The 22,848-nt window shown below is 48.3% G+C and carries 22 protein-coding genes and 1 riboswitch; of the genes, 19 read left to right on the top strand and 3 right to left on the bottom strand.

The features are described from left to right. Window positions 1-3 precede the first annotated feature (3 nt). From ABEA66_RS22700 to ABEA66_RS22680, 5 genes are all read left to right on the top strand, one after another. Window positions 4-405, top strand: coding sequence for a GNAT family N-acetyltransferase (locus ABEA66_RS22700; RefSeq protein ID WP_345591052.1), 402 nt, complete (start codon window positions 4-6; stop codon window positions 403-405). Between the two features lie 51 nt (window positions 406-456). Next, on the top strand, window positions 457-807 hold the full coding sequence (locus ABEA66_RS22695; protein WP_192701480.1) for a VOC family protein: 351 nt from the start codon (window positions 457-459) through the stop codon (window positions 805-807). A gap of 104 nt (window positions 808-911) precedes the next feature. Then, window positions 912-1,307, top strand: a complete 396-nt coding sequence (locus tag ABEA66_RS22690; protein WP_192701481.1) for a DoxX family protein — start codon at window positions 912-914, stop codon at window positions 1,305-1,307. Window positions 1,308-1,776: 469 nt separating this feature from the next. Continuing rightward, entirely contained in the window at window positions 1,777-3,966 is a 2,190-nt protein-coding gene (locus ABEA66_RS22685; protein ID WP_345591049.1) for an ABC transporter ATP-binding protein, read from the top strand. Continuing rightward, the gene (locus ABEA66_RS22680) at window positions 3,966-4,463 is read left to right on the top strand and encodes a DUF1854 domain-containing protein (protein WP_345591047.1); all 498 of its coding nucleotides are present in this window, start codon (window positions 3,966-3,968) and stop codon (window positions 4,461-4,463) included. Before ABEA66_RS22685 ends, ABEA66_RS22680 begins: the two co-directional genes overlap by 1 nt. Before the next feature lie 103 nt (window positions 4,464-4,566). On the opposite strand, the gene ABEA66_RS22675 is transcribed toward ABEA66_RS22680, so the two are convergent. After that, a complete protein-coding gene (locus ABEA66_RS22675; protein ID WP_079909037.1) occupies window positions 4,567-5,298 on the bottom strand; it encodes a TylF/MycF family methyltransferase in 732 nt (243 codons plus the stop codon). A gap of 336 nt (window positions 5,299-5,634) precedes the next feature. On the opposite strand from ABEA66_RS22675, the gene ABEA66_RS22670 reads away from it, so the two are divergent. Next, a complete protein-coding gene (locus ABEA66_RS22670) occupies window positions 5,635-6,129 on the top strand; it encodes a P-loop nucleotide/nucleoside kinase family protein (protein WP_144027763.1) in 495 nt (164 codons plus the stop codon). 422 nt (window positions 6,130-6,551) lie between these two features. On the opposite strand, the gene ABEA66_RS22665 is transcribed toward ABEA66_RS22670, so the two are convergent. Next, window positions 6,552-7,538 carry an ABC transporter substrate-binding protein gene (locus tag ABEA66_RS22665; protein ID WP_345591041.1) on the bottom strand — a complete coding sequence of 329 codons (987 nt, stop codon included), beginning with the start codon at window positions 7,536-7,538 and terminating at the stop codon, window positions 6,552-6,554. A 226-nt stretch (window positions 7,539-7,764) separates the two neighbouring features. Here ABEA66_RS22665 and ABEA66_RS22660 point away from each other — a divergent pair, with 226 nt between their 5' ends. The 8 genes from ABEA66_RS22660 to ABEA66_RS22625 all read left to right on the top strand — a co-directional run bounded on the left by ABEA66_RS22660 (window position 7,765) and on the right by ABEA66_RS22625 (window position 15,875). After that, window positions 7,765-8,331 carry a TetR/AcrR family transcriptional regulator gene (locus ABEA66_RS22660; protein WP_345591039.1) on the top strand — a complete coding sequence of 189 codons (567 nt, stop codon included), beginning with the start codon at window positions 7,765-7,767 and terminating at the stop codon, window positions 8,329-8,331. A gap of 225 nt (window positions 8,332-8,556) precedes the next feature. Then, window positions 8,557-9,114, top strand: coding sequence for a riboflavin biosynthesis intermediates N-glycosidase (ybiA, locus tag ABEA66_RS22655; RefSeq protein WP_345591037.1), 558 nt, complete (start codon window positions 8,557-8,559; stop codon window positions 9,112-9,114). 167 nt (window positions 9,115-9,281) lie between these two features. Then, window positions 9,282-11,420 (top strand): ABC transporter transmembrane domain-containing protein, encoded by a 2,139-nt coding sequence (locus ABEA66_RS22650; RefSeq protein ID WP_345591129.1) that lies wholly within the window; start codon window positions 9,282-9,284, stop codon window positions 11,418-11,420. A 182-nt stretch (window positions 11,421-11,602) separates the two neighbouring features. Further along, window positions 11,603-12,478 carry an AraC family transcriptional regulator gene (locus ABEA66_RS22645; protein WP_345591035.1) on the top strand — a complete coding sequence of 292 codons (876 nt, stop codon included), beginning with the start codon at window positions 11,603-11,605 and terminating at the stop codon, window positions 12,476-12,478. Between the two features lie 209 nt (window positions 12,479-12,687). Continuing rightward, a complete protein-coding gene (locus ABEA66_RS22640) occupies window positions 12,688-13,815 on the top strand; it encodes a sensor histidine kinase (protein WP_079909045.1) in 1,128 nt (375 codons plus the stop codon). A 93-nt stretch (window positions 13,816-13,908) separates the two neighbouring features. Continuing rightward, a complete protein-coding gene (locus ABEA66_RS22635) occupies window positions 13,909-14,490 on the top strand; it encodes an SUKH-3 domain-containing protein (RefSeq protein ID WP_345591032.1) in 582 nt (193 codons plus the stop codon). 73 nt (window positions 14,491-14,563) lie between these two features. Then, a complete protein-coding gene (locus tag ABEA66_RS22630; RefSeq protein ID WP_345591030.1) occupies window positions 14,564-15,376 on the top strand; it encodes a DUF6597 domain-containing transcriptional factor in 813 nt (270 codons plus the stop codon). Window positions 15,377-15,452: 76 nt separating this feature from the next. Continuing rightward, window positions 15,453-15,875 carry a VOC family protein gene (locus ABEA66_RS22625; RefSeq protein ID WP_345591028.1) on the top strand — a complete coding sequence of 141 codons (423 nt, stop codon included), beginning with the start codon at window positions 15,453-15,455 and terminating at the stop codon, window positions 15,873-15,875. Window positions 15,876-15,942: 67 nt separating this feature from the next. Here the strand turns inward: ABEA66_RS22625 and ABEA66_RS22620 are convergent, their stop codons facing one another. Continuing rightward, entirely contained in the window at window positions 15,943-17,259 is a 1,317-nt protein-coding gene (locus ABEA66_RS22620) for an ABC transporter substrate-binding protein (protein ID WP_345591026.1), read from the bottom strand. A gap of 369 nt (window positions 17,260-17,628) precedes the next feature. Between ABEA66_RS22620 and ABEA66_RS22615 the strand changes: the two genes are divergently transcribed. The 5 genes from ABEA66_RS22615 (at window position 17,629) to ABEA66_RS22595 (ending at window position 22,829) form a co-directional block, all read left to right on the top strand. Further along, entirely contained in the window at window positions 17,629-19,704 is a 2,076-nt protein-coding gene (locus ABEA66_RS22615) for a thioredoxin domain-containing protein (RefSeq protein WP_345591024.1), read from the top strand. Window positions 19,705-19,815: 111 nt separating this feature from the next. Next, window positions 19,816-20,002, top strand: a riboswitch (cobalamin riboswitch). Window positions 20,003-20,142: 140 nt separating this feature from the next. Continuing rightward, window positions 20,143-20,910, top strand: a complete 768-nt coding sequence (locus ABEA66_RS22610; protein ID WP_345591022.1) for an energy-coupling factor ABC transporter permease — start codon at window positions 20,143-20,145, stop codon at window positions 20,908-20,910. After that, complete coding sequence (locus tag ABEA66_RS22605) at window positions 20,907-21,191, top strand: energy-coupling factor ABC transporter substrate-binding protein (protein WP_079909052.1); 285 nt, start codon at window positions 20,907-20,909, stop codon at window positions 21,189-21,191. Before ABEA66_RS22610 ends, ABEA66_RS22605 begins: the two co-directional genes overlap by 4 nt. Beyond that, window positions 21,184-21,987: a cobalt ECF transporter T component CbiQ gene (gene cbiQ / locus ABEA66_RS22600; RefSeq protein ID WP_345591018.1), complete on the top strand. Its 804-nt coding sequence runs from the start codon at window positions 21,184-21,186 to the stop codon at window positions 21,985-21,987. The genes ABEA66_RS22605 and cbiQ overlap by 8 nt, the downstream gene beginning before the upstream one ends. After that, window positions 21,984-22,829 carry an energy-coupling factor ABC transporter ATP-binding protein gene (locus ABEA66_RS22595; RefSeq protein WP_345591016.1) on the top strand — a complete coding sequence of 282 codons (846 nt, stop codon included), beginning with the start codon at window positions 21,984-21,986 and terminating at the stop codon, window positions 22,827-22,829. The genes cbiQ and ABEA66_RS22595 overlap by 4 nt, the downstream gene beginning before the upstream one ends. Window positions 22,830-22,848 lie beyond the last annotated feature (19 nt).

Raw genomic sequence — 22,848 nt, 5'->3', positions numbered from 1 at the left:
GGGATGGAGCTAAGCTTCCAAGATAATGAGGAATGTTCCGCTGTAGAGGTCGCGGAGCTATTCAGGAGTTCCGGTATTCGCAGGCCGATTGATGATTTGGAACGGATTCAACGGATGATAGCTCATGCGGATGAAATATTGACCGTAAGGGATGGCAAGCTAGTCGGTATAGTTAGAGCGGTAACTGACTATGCGTACTGCTGCTATATTTCGGACTTGGCTGTAGACCGCGACTATCAGGGAATGGGGATCGGCAGACAGCTTATCGAGAGGTTAAAAAAGAAGCTGGGGGAAGAAGAAATTCAGTATGTGCTGACCTCGGCTCCCAAGGCAGTCGGATTTTATGAAAAAATAGGCTTTGAACGGGCCGACAAGGCCTTTGTAATAAAAAGGAAGAAAAACTAGAGTGCCCTAGGTTCATACGAAGTTGCCATTGAATGGAGGCTGGTGATGGGAATGATCGTCAAACGTATTGTAGCCAATATAGCTGCTCAGGATATTGCTGCGGCCAAGAGCTTTTATCACGACATTCTTGGTCTTGATTTATGGATGGATCATGGCTGGATTGCGACCTATGGATCCAATCAGGAGATGAATGTTCAGATTAGTGTTGCATCCTCAGGGGGCTCCTCGACACCAACGCCTGATTTATCCATTGAGGTCGATGATGTTGATGCTGCTTATGGCCTGATGAAGGAAGCGGGATTTCGTATTGAATACGGGCCTGCCAATGAACCTTGGGGTGTCCGCCGCTTTTATGTCAGGGATCCGTTCGGCAAACTGATTAATATACTCACTCATACTTAAGTGGACTTTTGCCCTGATTCTTAAAAACCGCAATCCATAAGAAATACGGACGATAGTTGCATGCTATGATGGGTTTATCAAAATTGTAAGAGAGGTTGATGACCATGAATGTAACGATCTCAAAAGGCCGGCTGTGGACGGGAAGAATCTTGAGCTGGGTAACGATTCTGTTTATGCTGTTTGACGGTGTGTTCAAATTGATCAAGCCAGCTCCGGTTATTGAAGGAACCGTCACGCTGGGCTATGCCGAGCATCATATTATGGTAATAGGAATTTTGGGGCTGATTCCGACTATTTTATACGCGATCCCGCGCACATCGGTTTTGGGTGCATTGCTGCTGACCGCTTATTTTGGCGGTGTGGTTGCGACACATATACGGATGGATGCGCCTCTGTTCACCCATACTTTATTCCCTATCTATCTGGCAGTTCTGACCTGGGGCGGCATTTGGTTAAGGGATGACAAAGTGCGAAAGCTTCTTCCTTTCATTCAAGCATAAAAAGCTTAAGGACCCTCCTTTGGAGAGGTCCTTTTTGCAGATAGTTACCATTAACAAAGGGGAGCTTGCCATGAACGAGCATTATTTATATCACTATTACGAAGCGGATAGGGGGGCTCTCCCTAATGCATTTTTATCCTCCCGACAGTTAGACATATTTCCCTTATTATTCCATAAGGCGTGGGTCATGCATAGGGCTTCATGATGCACTAATTAAGAAGATAAGGAAAATAATGGTTTACAACCCTAAGGCGTTTTGTTAAAATACTCGATGGGGAACGTATGTTTGTTATTTGCTTGGGATATTTTGTTATAAGCGATCTTTCCCTTGGTATTTTGCAAGCCGGCATCATAAGATAAGTAAGGTCAGAGGAGTCAATGACTCTCAGCGATTCGAAGATTAGCTCCCCGCAGAGACATCAGAATCGGTTTCAAACCAGATGCGCTCAGGTAAAGGAGAGAAGAATTCATGTCCATTTTGGAAAAGCTTCCGCAGGCCATTGAAGCCAGTCTGCCGGCACAGCCCTTATTCGCCGCGTTGGCTGATGTGGATGAGGAAGGTCATTACGGTGAGCGTTGGCTCATTGTTATGGATGATGAAGTAAGGGTTTTCAATGCGCAAGGAGTGGGTCTTAAGGAGTTGCCCATCTCGGGGATAACCGAGTGCCGTCTTGTGTCGGCGATAGGAGGTGGCACCTTAATTGCCGATACGGCAAAAGGGCCGGCAGCCCTTATCCGTTATACCTCCAGCCATGCGGGAAAATTCGGATTCGCAGCGAAGCTGATTAAAGCGCTGTCAAACCAAGAGGAGCTTCCAGTGGCATCCGTGAAGGATTTGCCCAGAAGATGCTCCCAATGCGGAACGCCTTTGCTCGAGGGAACGCAGGTATGCTCCGTCTGTACCGATAAAGGCAAGGTGGCTGCGAGGCTTCTCAGCTATGCGAAGCCTTACCGCGTACAGATGACAACGGCTGCGCTAATGCTGGTTGCGGCGACTCTAATGGAGCTAATACCGCCATTTCTTACCAAGATCATAGTGGACGATGTGCTGCAGCCCAAGAGCTTCGGACTCGCGCTTCTCTGGTTTGTGCTTGGACTTGCAGGAGCCAGAGTCATGCTGTCCTTGATGCAAACCCTCAGGGGCTATATGGGAGTATGGGTCGGAGGCAAGCTGATGGGGGATATCCGCAAAGATATTTATTCCTCGCTCATGCGGCTGTCTCTTGGGTTCTTCGATCGCAGACAAACCTCGCAGTTTATCGGCCGGGTTAACAGCGATGCAGAGGCCATGCGGCAATTTTTAACGGACGGAGTCATGTGGATTACAGGCCAGGTGCTGATGCTCGCCGCGATCATTACGATGATGGCCAGCCTGGATTGGAAGCTTGCCATTTATGCGATTATTCCTACTCCACTGATCGTCATAACCTCCATGATCATTTGGCCGACGATCCGCGCACGTTGGTATAGGCATTGGAGAGCCATTAATCGGCTAAATATGCTGGTGGGTGATGCGCTTCAGGGGATTCGCGTCGTGAAAGCGTTTGGTCAAGAGCCGACGGAGATGAGACGATACGGTGATGCCAATAAGGATTTGGTCGAGCAAAATATTCGTGCCGACGGCATGTGGCAGGGGGTATTTCCTTTATTTGCCCTGATCTCGACCTCTGGCGCTATATTGGTGTGGTATTTTGGAGGCTGGATGGTGCTCCGCGATGAGATTTCGCTCGGTACCTTGATGGCTTTTACCGCTTATCTCGGCATGCTGTTCGGACCGCTTCAATGGTTCAGTCAAGCGTTGAACTGGACCAGCAGAGCAATGGCTGCCGCAGACCGCGTTTTCGAGATTATGGATACGCCGTCGGATGTACCGGACGATATAGAGCCGGTTCTGATGGATTGGGTAGAGGGGCGAGTGGTGCTTCATCAAGTATCTTACGGCTACGAGGCTCATCATCCGGTATTGAAAAATATCGACCTGAACGTAGCCCCCGGCGAGATGATCGGTTTGGTCGGTCATTCCGGTGCAGGGAAATCAACGTTAATCAATATGATCTGCCGCTTCTATGATCCGAACCAGGGACATATTACAATAGATGGGATTCCGCTTAAGAAGATTAAGCAGGAGGATCTGCGGAAAAAAATCGGCGTGGTCCTGCAGGAGACCTTTCTGTTCGATGGGACCATCACGGAGAACATTGCCTATTCCAAGCCGGATGCTACGCCGGAAGAGATCATGAGAGCGGCCAAAATCGCCAATGCCCACGATTTTATCGTCCGGCTGCCCGATGGCTACGATACGAAGGTAGGGGAGCGGGGGCATCGTCTTTCCGGTGGTGAAAAGCAGCGTATCGCCATTGCGAGAGCCATTGTGCATGATCCGCGGATCCTTATTCTGGACGAAGCGACAGCTTCGGTCGATACCGAGACCGAAAGGCAGATTCAGGAAGCCATTTCCCGCCTTGTAAAGGGTCGCACCACGTTTGCGATTGCCCACAGGCTTTCTACGTTAAGAAACGCTGACAGGCTTGTTGTACTGGATAAAGGACAAATTGTCGAGATAGGTACCCATGAGCAATTGATTGAAAAAAAGGGAGCCTATTACAAGCTGGTAGAAGCCCAGAGAGAGCTGTCCAAAATTAAGGGGGTGCAGAGCTGATGCGTGATCCATATGAAATTGTTCTGCTGGATTCCCGTAACGTCTGGCTCGGAAGAAGCGCGGGAGGCGTCCTGCAGGCTGTTATCGATGGGGTAGAATATCCGGAAGTTCTCTTATACCGCGCCTACCCGTTCTCAAGGCCGACTGAATACATCTCCGTACGCACCCCCAAAGAGGAAGAAATCGGCATCATTCATAAGCTTAGCGAGCTTGAAGCGGGCAGTAGGGAAGAGGCAGAGAGGGAGTTGAATCTGCGGTATTTGATTCCCCGAATTACTCATATTGAGAAAATAGCCCAGAAGCCGGCATTATGGATTTGGAAGGTGGAGACCACGCTAGGACCGATGACACTGGCTCTGCGCAATCTTCATGAGCATCTCCAATCACCTGCACCGGGACGCTATTTAATCTCCGACATTGAGGGCCGCCGCTGCGAGATTGAGGATATCAACGCATTGGACTCGCATAGCCGTAAGCAGTGGAGCAAAATATTGTAGGTCAGGTTCAAATGCCAAAAAGCTATTGCTCTTTTTAAGGAGGCAATAGCTTTTACATTTTGCATTCTTTCACGTTGATTATCCTTCCATTTCCTGGTAGGTGTTATCTCGATTTTCTCCAATACACGCCATAATAATCAATAGGGACAATAGGTTCGACGATGTTATACTGTGCCCTAAAGTCGTGAACGGCTGCCGCGCAGTTGGGTAAGCCGTAATCATCAATAATAAGGTAGCCGCCGACAGACAGTTTTGGATAGAGGCTAGTTAGGCTTTGCATCGTAGACGAATACATATCTCCGTCCAATCTGGCAATAGCCAGCTTTTCGATGGGTGCAGTAGGTAAGGTGTCTTTAAACCATCCTTTGAGGAAGCGAACCTGCTGGTCGAGGAGATCATATTTGTGGAAGTTGCTGGAAACCTCATAAAGGGATACCTTCAGGTAGTCAATGGTATGGAAGATGGCGCCTTCATCTACAGGATAATTTACGAGGTCCGGGGCAGGCAGACCTTCGAAGGAATCGGCAACCCATACGGTTCGGTCTGTAATACCGTAGGCTTTGAGGAACCCCCTCATAAAGATACAGGAGCCGCCTCGCCAGACACCCGTTTCAATAAAATCTCCCTCAATGTTATCAGCGATGACCGACTTCATGCATTCATGCAATTGGTCCATCCGGATTCGGCCTATCATACTGTGAGCTATAGCAGGCCAATCAAGCCCTTGTCTTCGGTTCTCCGGGGTAGCCCCTTGTTCATGCTCGATCCATATTTCATATAAAATGGTTTTCTTTAATAATTCCAAGTAAAGCTCTTGTGCTGAAACAGCGGTCATGCAGGCAACATCCTCTCCACATTTCGCTACGATAAAACCAATATATTCGTTATTTCCAAATGTGTATAAGCTATTGCCGTATAAAGTCACAAAAAGCTATGCTGATTGACGGGAAACGATACCAAACATAAAAAGGCTTGCCGGAGAACTTGTCATAATCCGGAGAGCCTCTGCAAGGAGAAATGAAATATTGTCAGCAGTTGTTAAGCCGATTGGTATATTTGGAGAGCATCACCCAAGCATAGGGAATGGAATGAATAGCTTAAATCAAACCTTACCTTTCAGAAGATAGACTATGGATATAATATATATTTATGTAATTATTAGGGGGGGCATATGATGAATAAAATTCCATTGTTTATTGTCACTGGAGCGAGTGGTGTTGGAAAAACAACGGTTATGCAAGAGCTGCGCACTATAATGCCAGAGTTTGACGTATTTAGCACGGATCTTGATAATTTCGGAACAACAGCCTCCAAGCTGGGACACCAGGATAGGTTTAACATTTTGTTTCATTTTGCCAATGCGGTTGCAAAATCCGGAAGAGGAACAATCATTTGCGGCACGCTGCTGCCTTGGGCAGCTGAGAAGTGTGATACTTACAGTAAATTCAGTGAAGTATGCTTTATTAACTTACATTGTGACGATGCTACCCGTAACCACCGTTTGCGTAACCGGGCTGATAAAGCAATTTGGACTGAGGATAAGCTAAAGGAGCATGAAGAATTTGCTCAGTGGCTAATTCATAACGCAGAAACAGCATACAACCCGCCCATGCCCACGATTGATACTACATCAACCCCCCCCCTCACAAGTGGCAGAGCAAATTAAACGATACGTCTTAAGTAAATGGGATGATCGCAAAAGGGATACAGAGGATAAGGTTGAGGGATAAGATAGTTAATCAAACCTCCTTGTTAAAAAAAACGGTCAGGCTGTCGAGAAACCCTATCGTACAGAAAAATGCGAAAGGCAATAGGTGGGGTATCTCCTGGAGGAGCGATAGCGTTCGCTTTTGTGCTCGGAAATCACCGCTGTATAGCGATTATAATCAACATTTCCCGAGAACAACAATGTCCGGAGGGGACACCCTACTGGAGTACCGAAGCCATTTTTCAGGTTTCTCGACAAACTCAGCCGCCTTGTTAAAAAAAGGCAGTTTTATTTTGTTTTTAACCGACAACATTGCCAAGAAAAAAAGCTTTCTTCGATGAGAAGAATATTCCCACGAAGAAAGCCTGGGTTGTAGGAAATCAAAGGCTCAGCTTTTCGAATCTGGTTGTAATATCCTTTATTAACAGCTTCGCTGCCAGGATGCCGCCGGATGTGTTCCATATAGGCTCATTGACATTGAAGGCCCGCTGCTTTTTGACGACGTTCAGGTTTTTGCCGAGAGGACTATTCAGCCATTCTTCAGCTGTCTTGGTTGCCCCGGTTTCTCCTTCACGATCGGAAGTGAAATAGAAGAATACATCACCATCCAGCACCGACATTTGCTCCGTAGTAATATCGGCGGAGAAATCATTTTTATCTTGCGACTCAGGGCGCGCAAAGCCCAGCTGTTCCAATATGACGCCGGCAAAATTATTTTTGTAATAGACGCGAACCTTTCCAGGCTGGAAACGCGCCAATGAAATGCGCATTTTTGTTTTATCGCCAAGCGCCGCTTTGGCCTGCTGGATCGCTTGGTTATAGCTGTCGAGGCTTGCTTTGCCTTCCGCTTCCTTATTTAAGGCTTGAGCATACAGCTTGAAATTCTCAACCATGCTGTCGCCGAGATTTTCTGTAAACACGGTAGGAGCTATGCTGGATAGCTGAGGGTACACCTTTTCCTGACGAACCTTGGTTCCGAGGATGAGGTCCGGCTTGAGACTTGCAATAAGCTCCAGATTCGGCTGGGTTTCGTCCCCTACAACCTGAACCCCGGTCATTTGGTCCTTGATATGGTCGAACCACGGATCACCAATCCACGATTTAACAGCCCCGACTGGCTTGATCCCAAGCTCGAGCAAGGATTCCGTTCCCTGGTTCGTCAACACGACTATGCGCTGGGGGGTACCGGTAATGGCCGTTTCTCCCATAGCATGCTTGACCGTACGTGTAACCGGCGTGGATGATGCAGCTTTGTTGTCTTCAGGTGCTTTGGTTGCTGTCGGACTTGATGGGGTGCCGCAGGCTGAAAGCAGCAAGGACAAGACAAGAATGATGGTTAGCGACACCCATTTTTTTGATCGTAACAACTGAAAAATCCCCTTTCATTTCCTTTTAATTTATAATGATAATCATTATCATTTAAAAATACGCAGACGAAGCCCTTGGATTAACGGAACAGTCGTTTACGAAAAAGCACAAGGTTACACGTGTAACTTATGGTATAGTTGTAACATTAATATAAAAATAATGATCACGCAATGCTTGCTGCATGGATTTTTATCAAAATGGACAGATAAGGGGAAGTGTCACACTTTGAATGAACAAACCGGCAAACAGGCTTTACGGTCACAGGAATGGATGCAAACGGCTTTATTCCAGCTTATGGAGAAGAAGCCCTATTCCATGATATCGGTAACAGAAATTACAGAAAGAGCCGGGCTTGCCAGACAAACCTTTTACCGGAACTACCAGGACAAGGATGAGATTCTCCTTCAATACCTGCATGGATTATGGAAGGAAATGCGGGATAACGCAGCAAAGCCGGCTGCTTTCGACGAGGAGATGTTCGTCACTCTGTTCCGTCATTGGAAAGCCAATGCTCCTTCCTCGCTGCTGCATAACATTGAATTAAAGGACCGCAAAATCAGACAGCTTATGTATAAAAGCATATGCGATTTTTTTGACGAGTTGTACGAACAAACGATACAGGGGAACACCGAGGTCACTGAAGGTGCCTACCGGTTCTATGCCCATAAGTCGCTATCCTCTGTGGTTCATATGATGCTGATGGAGTGGACATTGAATCAATTTCACCTGGCGCCGGAGGAAATCGGACGGATGGTAAGTCATTTCACCGATTCGATTCGGAAGCATCTATAGATCTAAGGTGATTATGTTTGGATTTATTGAGCCAATGGAAAAATGCGGTGTAAACCTGTTGACAAAACTCGCCAAATCCTATATTTTGATATTAACAATATGATAATAACAATTTAGAAATAATAAATTTCCATAAATTGAATAGAACTGTTTCATTAGTGCTAGTGTTTGTTGAGAAATAGGGACAGCAGGTCGATCGAGTTATGGCAAGGGAGTGGAGATTTGATGATCTACAATATGGAGGATTTACAAAAGGCTTGGCAAGCAGGGGAAAAGCCAAAGTTCGTGTTCTTCTGGGGGCATACTCCGGCGGCAAACGGCACTGTGAATGCAAGCTGCTTTAGCCAGTGGTGGAGCAGCCATTTTACTGTGGAAGATGTGACCTACTGCTGTACAGAGCAGTATATGATGGCGGAGAAGGCGCGATTATTCGGAGACAATAACATGCTAGAAGCCATAATGAACACAATCTATCCGAAGGAGATGAAAGCGTACGGCCGGGCAGTCAAATCTTTTGATTCCAGGGTTTGGGACAGTCGATGCTATGAGATTGTTAAGCGCGGGAATATGGCGAAGTTTGAGCAAAATCCGGAGCTTTGGAATTATATGAAAACAACAGGCAATCGAATCTTGGTGGAAGCAAGCCCCGTCGACCGGATCTGGGGAATCGGGCTAGCCAAGGATGATCCCCGTGCGCATAATCCAATGAATTGGCAAGGCAAAAATTTGCTCGGATTTGCATTAACCGAGGTGCGGGACCAATTGTCTAAGCAATTAGTGTAAATCATGGCCATCAAACCCGATCTTTGTGCTAGTCTGCAAAGATCTTTTTCTTTTTCATACAGTAATTCCGGCAGCCATCGTCCTATCATTACCTGTAATACCGTTTACAGCCAGTTTAAACTGCGGTAATCTAGTATAACGGGGAGGCGCGATCCAGATTGAACGTTATGTCCACATTACTGCAGTATGTAATGAAATATAAGCTGCTGAGCGTAATCTTTATTCTCAGTATAATCATAGAAGTCGCCTATGCAGTAGCGGCGCCTCTGAGTCTTAAATATATGGTAGATGATGCATTTATTCCCAAAAATCCTCGTGTATTTCTTATCATTTTGGGTATTTTGGTTGGCGGGGGCTTGTTGAACATTGCAGCAGGGTTAAGCGGGGATCTATCCTTGGGCAGGCTGAGCGGAGAGATGATTCGCGGCCTGAGAATGAAGCTGTTCCACCATGTGCAGCTGCAATCGCTGCCCTTTTATCAGAAGTACCGTGTCGGTGACTTGGTAACCCGCTTTGCTTCGGATATGGGTTCTATAGAACGGGTCATCCGCGGGGTGATGCCGCTGCTATTAAGGGAAGCTATGAGTGTAATGCTCGGAATTGTTTTGCTGTTATCAATTGAATGGAAACTGACGCTTGCTGTTCTTGTTGGCTCTATGCTCATGATTGTTGGTCCCAGATGGATGCAGCACAGGGCGGAGCATGCGAATATCCGCTTTAAGGAAGCACAGGAGCGATTCTCTAACACTATTGATGAGATGGTTAAAGGCCATAAAACGATAAAAGGGCTGCACTTGCACAATCGGTTCAAGGCACTGGCGGCCAAGCAGATTCAAGAGCTGCTTACCTTGGGGTTCAAACTGCACCTAACCAATTCCATCATGGAACGTCTGCCTTTAACGACGCTGCTTATTTTGAACGGCACTATGATTGGCTTCGGCGGTTATTTGATCTTCCATGACGAGATGACAGTTGGGGGCTTTATGGCCTTTTTCACCTTATTTATGAATGTCGGGCAATCCATGTCCAACCTGACTTATTTGCTCCCTAACTGGATTGAATCGCAGATCAGCTTCCGGCGTATCGGTGACCTGTTCAACGAACGTGCCGAAGTCATCGAAGCAGCCAAGCCGATAGACCTTCCTATAACTGTACCATCCGTTCGTATGGATCGGGTTACCTTTGGCTACGATGATCACAGCCTTCAATTAAAAGAGATAAGCCTGCATATCGAGGCGGGGGCCTACGTCGCTTTTGTCGGGTCGAGCGGGTCCGGTAAGAGCACGGCCTTACAACTCCTATCACGTTACTTCGATCCTAAGCAAGGAATCATCTCTATTGATGGTCATGATATAAGATTGGTGAGCGAGAGTTCTTTACGCAAGCTGTCTACGCTTGTATCCCAGGATACGTTTTTATTTCATACAACGGTTCGTGATAATCTGGTGCTGGACGGCGAGAATGTTTCCGGTGAAGAAATGATGGAAGCCGCTCGAAGGGCCAAAATTCACGACGTCATTTCCGCATGGCCAGAGGGATATGATACATGGATTCATCAAGAAGGCGGGACCTTGTCCGGCGGTGAGCGGCAGCGTATGGCTGTTGCAAGGGCACTACTTAGGCGGCCGAAGCTGCTTCTGCTTGATGAGGTCACGTCCGCGCTGGACCCGGCCACGGAAGCAGACATCAATCAGCTGATTCAGCAGCTGCGCGGGGAGATGACCATCGTCTCGGTTACCCATCGGCTCGCATCCGTCATCCATGCCGATCGGATCTATGTATTCGAGCGGGGACAGATTGTTGAATCCGGGACTCACCAGGAGCTTCTCCAGCTTCAGGGGACCTATCTGACGTTGTGGGAGAAGCAGCATGGCTTCCATTTGTCGCAGGATGGACTTAGCGTTACGGTGGATGCGGAAAGACTGTCCAAGCTTCCGTTCTTCGAAGGAATTGGGGTGGAGCTGCTCCAAAGCATAGCTCCATTATTTATAACCGAAAGAATCCCGGAAGGGGAGACGATCATTCGTCAAGGCGAAGAGGGAGCCAAGTGTTACATCATCGTTCGAGGCTCGGTGGAGATCTTGAAGCATGTGGACGGCGAAGGGAACAAGCGGGTTGCGGTTCTCCAGGATGGCGATCATTTCGGCGAAATTGCATTGCTTACTAACAGTCCCCGTAATGCGACCGTTCGCTCCATAAGTCCTGCCGTCTTACTATCCGTACGACGTGAAGAGTTTCATCAGTTAACCAAGCTCTACCCGCAAATGCTTCAAACATTGGAGAGGACCCTTCTGCAGCGCATGTGATCTAAAGCAAAGCCATCAAGATAACCCCATCTTTTGCAAGGTGGGGTCTCTTATTTATCCGTTGAAGGGGCATGGTTCAATTGGAATGGAGATCATAAAAAGCCCGCCGATGATGTTGTGCATGAAATGTCGGATGGTTGAAGAAAGCATCTGCTAATCTAGATGTGAAGGAGGGGAAGCCGATGAACGTGCTAGACCATATGAACAAAGCGTTGAGCTATATTGAGGAGCATCTTGCAGATGAGATTGACTTTCAGGAAGTATGCAGGCTGGCGTATTGCTCAGAATATCATTTTCGAAGAATGTTCTCATTCCTTGCCGGTGTATCGCTGTCTGAGTATATCCGGCGCAGACGGCTTACTCTTGCCGCATTGGAGCTCACGAACAGCCAGGCCAGAGTCATCGATATCGCCATTCAATATGGATACGATTCAGCGGATTCATTTGCAAGAGCCTTTCAAAGTCTGCATGGCATTACGCCGTCGGAAGCAAGAAATAAAGGCCAGTCGTTAAAGGCGTTTCCCCGCATGTCCTTTCAACTTACTGTTCAAGGAGGAAGCGAAATGAACTACCGTCTGGAAGAGAAAGAGGCTTTTCGTATTGTCGGGCTGAAGAAGAGAGTTCCCATCCAATTTCATGGGGTTAACCCGGAGATTGCATCTATGTGGAAGAGCTTGACCCTGGAGTCCATTGCCGAGCTGAAACGGCTTTCCAATGTAACGCCATCGGGCTTGATTAGCGCGTCCGTGAACTTTGCCGAAGGCCGGATGGAAGAGAAGGGGGAGCTGGACCATTATATCGGCGTGGCAACGACACAGCAATGTCCGGCTCATTGGGAGGCGCTCGAGGTGTCTGCAACGACCTGGGCGGTTTTTGAAGCTGTCGGCCCGTTCCCACAAACGCTCCAGCAAATCTGGGGCCGCATCTATTCCGAATGGTTTCCATCCTCCAGCTATGAGCTGACCGAGGGTCCGGAAATTCTGTGGAACGAGCATAAAGATACCTCTTCCCCGAATTATAAAAGTGAAATCTGGATTCCCGTCGTCAAAAGAGCCTAAACGATAGCAGCTTCACCCCATCATGAAGGATATGGAGTTTCCTATTGAGGAAAACTTATCCATATCCTCTTTTTGTTGCGGTTCTTCATTGAAGTGTCTTTTTTGCTGCCAATTCGATACAATAAGCATAACCACGATTTTTTAGAAAATGCGGAAGGAATAGGCTTCATCCATTTTCGGTTCCGCTTGGGGAGTGAACCTTTGATTTCATGGCTGAAATGATTCGCAGCTTCCGCTCGAAAATGATCCTGCTGTTTGGCCTGAGCATGTTATTTTCCGGAAGTATAACTTATTTGCTCTATAAAATTCTACAAATGTATTACCACACGACCAAGTATGAAGATCCTTTGACAAAGGTTCGTTTTTTCATGAGAGAGGTAGGCGATATAAACTGCTTCTTGCTTATTTTTGTCCCCCTTTCGGTCTTATTTTTCTTTCTTCTGACCAAACGATACGCCATGTATTTTCACGAAATTTCGAACGGTATTTACCAGCTGGCTAATGGTGACTTTAACAGTCGAATTTATATTCCGACCAATGATGAGTTCGGGGATATTGCCAGAGACATCAATCTGGCGAGCGAAAAGCTAAAGCAGGCGGTGGAGAGAGGAGATTTCGCGGAAACGAGCAAGGAGCAGTTAATCCTGAATCTGGCCCACGATTTGCGTACGCCTCTTACCTCCGTGCTAGGGTATCTGGATTTTATTCTGAAGGATGATCAGCTGAGCCAGGAACAAGTGCAGCATTATACGAGCATTGCTTTCACCAAGTCGCAGCGGCTAGAGAAGCTGATTGACGAGCTGTTCGAGGTGACCAGAATGAACTACGGCAAGCTGACGATCGAGATGAATCCGCTTGATCTAAGTGAGCTGCTCAGCCAAATGAACGAGGAGCTGTACCCTCTCTTTGAGAAAAACAACCTGATCACCCGTTTGGAAGTGGCTCCGGGTCTCAACATTAGGGGGGACGGTGACATGCTCGCGCGAGTGTTCGAGAATCTACTGACGAATGCCGTACGGTACGGGAAAGACGGAAAGTTCATCGATATTATAGGCCATAAGGAAGAGAAGGAAGTGGTTGTTCAAGTCGTAAATTACGGTGATCCTGTCCCGTCAGACGAGCTGCCACATATCTTTGATATGTTTTATACCGGAGACAAAGCAAGAACCCATCAAGAAGGAAGTACAGGGCTTGGCTTATTCATTGCAAAAAACATCGTCGTTAAGCATCATGGAACCATTTCAGCCCAAAGCAGCCTGATCCGTACGTTATTTGAGGTGCGATTGCCTGCGGAAGGCTCAGCATCAGGGCCCAAGGCCAATTCTCGTCAGGAATGAATTAAAAGGGCAAATCCTTGATGAAGGTAACCCGGTGAAAGTCGGCTTTGAAAAGTCTAGCAATGCTTTTCATAGAGTCGGGGAGGAGGACAGATGGAACAAGGCATGAAGAAACCGAACAAGAGGGAGCAAATGATATTGCTGCTGAAAAAAGCGGGTTGGCATGAAGGCAGGCACGTAGATATTTCGGGCTTTGAACGCCGCTGCAACGAACAAGGCATTGAATTATTTGATAGCGCCAAGGCTTTTCTGCAAGAGTTTGCCGGCATTGATGACACCGTCTATTTCAAATATCATCATAACCAAGATTCTTCATTCTCCGATTCCTGGTACGATTATACGTTTGATTTCACGCCGGATGCTCTTGAGGAGCTAACTTCAACGTTAGATTATCATGACATAGTGAAATTTGCTCAAGAGGACTGCTTCTGTTTAGGCGAATCGGGCTATTACTATCCTGCCGTTGCAGCCATCGGGCGATCGGGCAAATTGTATTTCAAGCATGATTATGAAGACGTGGTCCGTGTTTTTGACGATCTGCTAGAAAGCATGGAGCATGAATTAAACGGGCATGAGCTCGTCCTTTCTTCGCTGTTCGAAGAAAATAGGGTCATAGTTTCCACTCTGTGGGGAAAACGCGTTTCTCCCGAAAAACGGCCGAATCCTTTCCAATAACGTTAATGCCACGGAGTATACAAATCGAGGAATGAAACAAACCTTACCAATCAAAAATAAGGTGGGGAATGCTATGCGACGGTTTTACCCTATCCAGCCGCCGGTCCTTCAACGCAGATTCTCGGAATCTTCTCCTTACCAGTATCGCGAATATATGCCGGGCAATGGCTTAGAGTCTTATGTGGCTTGTTATTGGACTTTGCACACTTGCGCAGCGAATGGTAATGCCTTGCACCGTATCATACCGGACGGATGCGTAGACATTATTATGGATCTCCAGGCCACCTCTACGTCAAAAGGTGCCTTCGTGGTAGGAATCATGACCAACTATGAAACGATGACCTTATCTGCACCGACATCCATGTTCGGGATCCGATTTTATTCCGATAAAGTATCTCGGTTGCTGAGATATCCGGTTTCTGAGCTGACAGGAAATCCCGTACCACTGACAGATCTATGGGGAAGGAAAGGAGAAATATGGGTAGATGAAGTACATTCATCGGAGGGTATTTCCGAGATAATCGAACAGGTTGAGTCCATTTTGCAGACATGGCTGCTGAACCTAGACGACTCTTCCCATTCGCTGCTGCCAACCTTCATGCAGTACATCTATGCTCATCGGGGCAGCACGACGGTTCAAGCTTTGGCGGATCAATTTTGTTACAGCGAACGGACGGTTAGAAGAATCTTTCAGGAAGGGCTGGGGATCAGTCCGAAAGAAATGCTAGATATCATTCGGTTTCAATATCTATTACGGGAATGGTATGGCGGCAACCGTATCCCTTTCAGTGAAATGGCTTTATCCTACGGCTACTATGATCAACCGCATTTTATCCGCCAGTTCAAACGCTTCTATGGAATGACTCCCGGAGAAGTACTTGTGTAGTTGTCCGTTTTTTACAATCAAACCAGGTTGGCCTGTGAAATAATAGAAACATAACTATGGAATGGAGGATAACGAAATGAAGCCGAGTATATCTGTGCTTACACTAGGAGTAGATGATTTAGAGAGGTCGTTGACCTTTTACCGGGATGGTCTGGGATTGCCCACACAGGGGATCATAGGCAGGGAATTTGAGCACGGGGCGGTTGCCTTTTTCAATTTGCAGGCGGGTGTAAAATTAGCCATCTGGAATCGCCGCGACCTTTCCCACGAAGCCAAGGTTCCATTGTCAGCGCCGAGCTCTACCGAAATGACGATCGGGCATAATGTAGGCAGTAAGGAAGAAGTGGACCGAATTATGGAACTGGCCCATAAGGCCGGAGCTGTTATAACCGATCCTGCGCATGATACGTTCTGGGGAGGTTATTCCGGTCATTTCATGGACCCGGACCATCATTTGTGGGAAATCGTTTGGAACCCGGCATGGGAATTTGAAGTCTGATCTTCGGATGATCCGCTCAGGACTAGGATGCGGCTGCAGACACGAGTCGGCAGCCGCGCTGCGTTCTCTATAAGTGAGGATTCCCCATGCCCTGCTTTTCCATATCCTTGGCTTCTTGAATCGCTTTGTTCATCTGATCCTGAACCATCCGCAGCGCCGTCTGGCTGTCCTTCGACTCCTTAAAGATCAGAGGCTCGAATACCGAGGAAGTTTTGGGATCGATAAAAGTCAGACCCGGTTTGCGCGGAGCAGGCATGGCGCTCTTTAAGGCAAACAACGACTGCAGATTTTTACCTTTCAGCTCCGGCAAGCCTTGCCCGTACGCCTGTTGAACGGCCGGGCTGAGTAAGGGAGAACTGATGCCTTGCTTGGCGCGTTCGATTTGAACTTCTTCCGAAAGAAGATAAGCAATAACCTGAAAGGCATGATCCTTCTTTTTGGATTGGTTCGTAATAAAAGCACCTACCGAATAGGGCTGGTACTTAGCTTCTGGCGCCTCCGCGAACACGGGAACGGAAGTGACGTCGAAATTCAAATTCTTAGTCTGCATCCAGCCTACGAGGCTCTCTTCCACATCCACCGCCATAGCCATATGGCCTCGGGGAAAGTCCTTCACCGTAGTGAACTGGTTGCCGGGAATATCGTAAAACCGCCTGAGATTGTCTACAATCTTTACCCATTTGTCCGAGACCATGGAAGCCTTATCTTCCTCTGGATCCAGCGCGGGCTCGGAAAGCTGGTTATAAGTCATGTAGTAGGCAGGGTGCTGCTGAAAGCCTTTATAGGTAATTTCGCCTTCCTGACGAGTCAGCTTCTTCGCCAATTCATAGATCTCGTCATACGTCATCCCCGGTTTAGGGTAATCCACCCCGAACTTATCAAAGATATCCTTGTTGTAATAAAGCAAATAATCGCTTCCTTCAAAGGGTAGAGAATACAGCTTTCCGTCCGACGAATTGACCGATTGACGGAGCCAGGCCGGATCCAATTTGCCGGTATCGAAATTGTACTTTTTGACCAGCTCGGTCATATCCCATTCTAGATTGTTCTTGCGGATAGACCGGTACGTGTTCCGCCGGGCATCCTCCAGAATAATGTCGGGGATCGTTCCCGCAGCAATCAAATCCTCGTACCGCCTGCCCGGATTATCCCATTGAACATGCTTAATCTTGATCTCGGGAAAGCGCTTTCGAATAAAATGTCCGATAAGCTTGTCAAAGTTTTTTTCCTTGGTGTAGCGTTTGTTAAACAATTGATCACCTGTAAAAATAAACAGTTCGTTATCCGCGGATTCGGATATTTTGTTCGTTTGTGGGCTTAGTTCGGAAACCGCTGGAACATCCTTACAGCCGGACAGGACGCCGATGGTGAGGTCGATCAACAAAGGTAGGGAAAGCCTCCTGCTATACATGACAAAACTCCTTTCATTTTCGATTTGTGGGATCACAGGATTCCTAGTTAGCTCACCTCCGAAAATTAGTTGGACATACAACCACTTACTGTAACTTTTTCTAACTTTAATATGGAACAAAATACAAATCATGCAGAAGGAGCTATTAAATCTGAGGTGGGTCTTGAAAAAGCTGTTCCTTGCAGGGCTTGGGATTGAATTTCGTCGGGCAGACAAAGAGAAATCACCGTGCTTGCCGCAGCCATACCTCCGCTCCCTATGGAAGGTTTTTTCTTTTCAAGGTGGTATGCTAAACTGGAATCAATAACAAAAATATTCCAGCAACCAAGGAGGTGAGGCCCCATGACAACAAACGGCAAATCCAATAGATTAGCCAAGGAGAAGTCGCCATACCTGCTTCAGCACGCGCACAACCCGGTAGACTGGTTCCCTTGGTCAGAGGAAGCTTTCGAAATCGCCAAGCGTGAGAACAAGCCTATCTTCTTATCCATCGGGTACTCGACTTGCCACTGGTGCCACGTTATGGCGCACGAATCGTTCGAGGACGAGGAAGTCGCGGCAATTCTTAATGAGCATTACATATCGATCAAGGTGGATCGTGAAGAAAGACCCGATGTGGATCATCTCTACATGACTGTATGTCAAGCGATGACCGGGCAGGGCGGATGGCCGCTGACGATTGTGATGACGCCGGAGAAAAAGCCGTTTTTTGCCGGGACGTATTATCCCAAAAACCGTCGCTACGGGCGTCACGGAATGATGGATATATTGCCGCGGCTCGCGGGAAAGTGGAAGGAAGACCGGGAGCGGGTGGTCGAGACCAGCGATCAGATTGTGACGGAAGTGGAGCAGCGGATGCTATCGAACCTGAAGGGCGAGATCTCGGAGAACACGCTGGATCAGGCGTATGCCCAGTATGAGGAGCTATTTGACTCCACGTATGGCGGTTTTGGCGATAAACCCAAATTCCCTACCTCACATAATCTTTCGTTTCTTATGCGGTATTACCATCGCACCGGCAAAGAGCTTGCGCTGCAGATGGCAGAGAAGTCACTGGATGCGATGCAGCGGGGCGGTATGTACGATCATGTCGGCTTTGGATTTGCAAGATACTCTGTAGACGAGAAGTGGCTGGTGCCGCATTTTGAGAAAATGCTCTATGATAACGCGCTGCTGGCCTGGACCTACCTGGAAGCCTACCAGTTGACCGGCAAGACGAAATATTCCCGTACGGCCGAAGAGATATTCGCTTATGTGCTTAGGGATATGACCGACCCGGCAGGCGGCTTCTACTCTGCGGAGGATGCCGACTCGGAAGGGCACGAGGGGAAGTTCTACGTATGGGAGCAGGATGAGATCCTGAAGGTATTGGGCCTCGAGGACGGCGAGCTTTATTGCGACCTTTATGACATTACCAAGGAAGGCAATTTTGAAGGTCAAAATATTCCTAACTTAATCCAGCATGATGTGGAGACTTTTGCCCGGCTCAAAGGATTGGATCCCGATCTATTATCTGAAACCATCGGGAGATGCCGACAAACCTTGTTTGCATACCGTGAGCAGCGTGTACATCCGGGTAAGGACGATAAAGTGCTGACCTCCTGGAACGGACTTATGATCATGGCTTTGTCCAAAGGCTATAAAGTGCTGGAACGGCCTGAATATTTGGAAGCGGCTGCCAAGGCGGCTCGTTTTATTGTCTCCCGATTAAGGCGTCCGGATGGAAGGCTGCTCGCCAGATACAGGGATGGAGAAGCGGCATTCGCCGCATACCTGGATGACTATGCGTTCCTGGTATGGGGGCTAATTGAGCTGTATGAAGCGTCCTTTGAGCTCGAATTCCTGCAGCTGGCTGTGGAGCTTAACGGGCAGATGATCGAATTATTCTGGGATGAGGAACATGGCGGCTTGTTTTTCTACGGAAGCGACAGCGAGCAGCTGTTTTCCCGGAACAAGGAGATATACGACGGTGCGCTGCCTTCCGGCAATGCGGTGGCGGCCATGAATTTCTTAAAGCTCTCCAAGCTGACTTATGACGCCAGGCTGTCGCAGATTGCCAAGAGGCAATTGCAAGCCTTCGCAGGCTCGGTTGAACGGTATCCGACAGGGCATTCGATGCTCCTGATCGCTCTGGATTATGCGTACAGTCCTTCCAGCGAGATTGTCATTGCCGGCGATCCGGAATCCGGGACAACCAGGGAGATGCTTGCCACGGTGCGCCAAGGCTTCAGACCCCACTCCTCCGTATTCTTGGTCCCGCCGGGGGAAGAAGGCGAGAAGGTTCGTCAATTCCTCCCTGTAGTTCAGGACAAACAGGCAATCGGCGGCAGGCCGACGGCGTATGTTTGTGAGAATTTTGCATGTCATTCCCCGATTACGGATTTGGAAGAGCTGGAAGAAGTGCTGCATTCTTCTTAAGAACGGCCTCCTTAATGGAAAGCCTCCTTTTTTATCAAGGAGGTTTTTTGTATTCCAAGAAGGAATTCGATGACATACCACGAATATGGAATAGCTGTACTAATATTATTGGATCATGAATATCCATTAGGTGCCTTTGTGAAGACAAAGGGTAACAGGGAATCGGGTGCAAATCCCGAGCGGTCCCGCCACTGTAAACGGGGAGTTTCTTTCATAATGTCACTCGGTGTAACGCCGGGGAAGGCGAAAGAAGCAACGATCCGTAAGCCAGGAGACCTACCTGATGGTATGCACCCAGATCCCTTCGCGGAAAGGAGAGGTGTACGAGAATGAATCGGCAAACATTAGAGGTGTTGTCGTATTTTCACGCGTACCCGTGACCTATCCTGCTGGATAGGTCTTTTTGTTTCATCACATTTATTATGGAGGATGTATCGGATGAGTAGAAGAAAATGGGCCAGCAGCCTGCTGCTTGTGTTAGGGTTCGTCTTGTACCTGATGGTTAATGAGCCGCAATCGGCTTATGCCATGCATATTATGGAGGGCTTTTTGCCGCTCGGCTGGGCTGTGTTTTGGTGGGTCGTCTTCATTCCTTTCTTTATTCTAGGATTGAGAGCTTTAATCCGCATTACGAGAGAAACCCCTGAGCTCAAAATTATGCTGGGCTTGGCCGGAGCGTTCACCTTCGTATTATCTGCCCTGAAGATTCCTTCGGTCACTGGCAGCAGCTCGCATCCGACCGGAACCGGTCTCGGAGCCGTGATGTTCGGCCCTCTGCCGATGAGCGTATTAGGCTCCATTGTATTGTTGTTTCAAGCCTTGCTATTGGCACATGGCGGATTAACGACGCTGGGAGCCAACGCGTTCTCAATGGCTGTGGCCGGACCGGTCGTAGGTTATTTTGTCTACAGATGGATGATGCAGGCGACAGGGAAACAAAAATGGTCCATTTTCATAGCAGCGGCTTTGGCAGATTTATCTACCTATGTAGTCACTTCCATGCAGCTGGCGCTGGCATTCCCGGCGGAGCAGGGGGGTATCGCGGCTTCCTTCGTGAAATTCGGTGGTATTTTTGCCATTACCCAAATCCCTCTGGCTATCAGTGAAGGCCTTCTGACGGTATTGATCTGGAACTGGCTTCAAGCTTACAGCCCGAATGAATTGTCCCTGCTTCAACGCAAAATGAAAGGAGCCCGCGAATCATGAAAACCAGCTCGAAAAATATGCTGATACTGGCTGCCGTAGTCTTATTGGCCGCTTTACCATTGCTGCTTGTCAAAGGGGATTTCGGAGGCGCGGATGATGCGGCCGAGGAAGTGATCAAATCACTGCATCCGTCCTACGAACCTTGGTTCTCTTCCTTCATAGAGCCTCCTCCGGAAACGGAAAGCATGCTGTTTGCCCTGCAGGCCGCCCTGGGAGCCGGGTTTATCGGATACACGATCGGTTTATTCAAAGGAAGAGCGACCAAGCGTAACCATGATTAAACAAATCGACGTCATTTCTTATAGCAATAAGCTGCGAGCCGTTTCTCCCATGTGGAAAAGCGGTTTCGCTGCTCTTTTGCTCCTGCTGTCCTATCTGTCTCATCCTGTTGTTCAGCTTCTGATGTTCATCTGGATTTCGGCATGGATTGCAGGTTATGCCAAGGTTCCGCTCAGGTTATATAGTACACTTCTGTTCAGTTCGCTTCTATTGTTTGCAGCAAGCTTGCCCGCTTTATTGTTGGAAATTCATTCGTTTGAACAAGGGCAGTTCCGGGCAGAAGGCCTGACGCTGCTCGCTTATTCTCATTGGTCTCTGAGTTTGAATCCATCGGGCGTAGAGCTGACGGTGAAGCTGCTGTGCCGAATTATGGCTTGCGTAGCCGCATCCATGCTGTTGATTCTGACTACTCCCATGCCGGAGCTGTTCCAAGTCATGAAAAAGCTGCGGGTGCCTTCTCTGGTGCTCGAATTGATGCTGATCACTTATCGCTTCTTATTTCTTCTGCTGGATACGGCTCATGACATGTATACCGCTCAACGAGCCAGAGGAGGGCAGCAGGGCTTCACAGGAAGACTGAGAGACACGGCTCTGCTAATCGTCCGGATGTTTGCCAAAACCATGCAGCGCTATCAAGGGCTGGCGAACGGAATGGTATCCCGGGGCTTCACCGAAGAGATTCGAATGCCCCCTTACCAAGGCGGGGAGGTACCGGCAAGGTATAAGTGGGAAGGCAGCATCGGTTGGATTTTGCTGGCAGGGTTGGAATGCTGGTTTAGATGGAGGGAAATCGGATGAAATCGATATTGGAAGCACGTGGTCTAAGCTACAGCTACCCGGGGACAGCCTCTCAGGCGCTTCAGAATCTGAACATGAATATACCTGAGGGGAAAAAAACGGCGATCTGCGGCCATAACGGCTCGGGGAAGTCTACCTTTTTTTTACAGGCCATTGGCATTCATCGTCCGGTGGAAGGAGAGCTGGTCTGGAAGGGGAAGCCGCTTACCTATAATCGTGGTTCACTCAAGCAGCTCAGGCAGCAGATCGGCCTCGTATTCCAGGACCCCGAACAGCAGCTGATATTGAATAATCCCGCAGAGGATATCTCTTACGGATTGCGTAATGCCGGTATGAGGGAAGAGGAGATTGCCCGCCGAACGAATCAGATGCTCGTCGCTATGGAGCTGGAGCAGCTGGCGGATCAACCGATGCATCACTTGAGCCTGGGGCAAAAGAAAAGGGTTGCGCTGGCCGGTGTATTGGCGCTGGAACCGGAGCTGCTGCTGCTGGACGAGCCGACCGCCTATTTGGACCGGCGTTCCGAGCAGCAGCTGATAGAAGAGCTCGACCGCATACACCTGCAAGGCATTACGGTCGTCATGGCTACGCACGATATGAATTTGGCCTATGCCTGGGCTGATTGGGTATTGGTCATGGATAAAGGCCGGTGCGTGAGGGAAGGGACACCTTATGAAATATTTCGCCAAGAAGAGGAGCTGAGGCTGCTCGGCTTGGAGCAGCCCATACTTCTGGAATTATGGAGCGCGCTGCCTGAATCCTTGAGACAAGGGAAGGAAGCTCCCCGTGACGTGAAATCATTTAAACGGTTCATGCAAACCAGCGGTGCATACCTAATTTAAATTGCAACAGGGGGGGCAT

The sequence above is a fragment of the Paenibacillus vulneris genome, from assembly GCF_039543185.1.
Lineage (GTDB): Bacteria > Bacillota > Bacilli > Paenibacillales > NBRC-103111 > Paenibacillus_S > Paenibacillus_S vulneris.
Note: the sequence above shows the minus strand (reverse complement) of the source record. Positions and strands in the feature narration are given on the sequence as shown.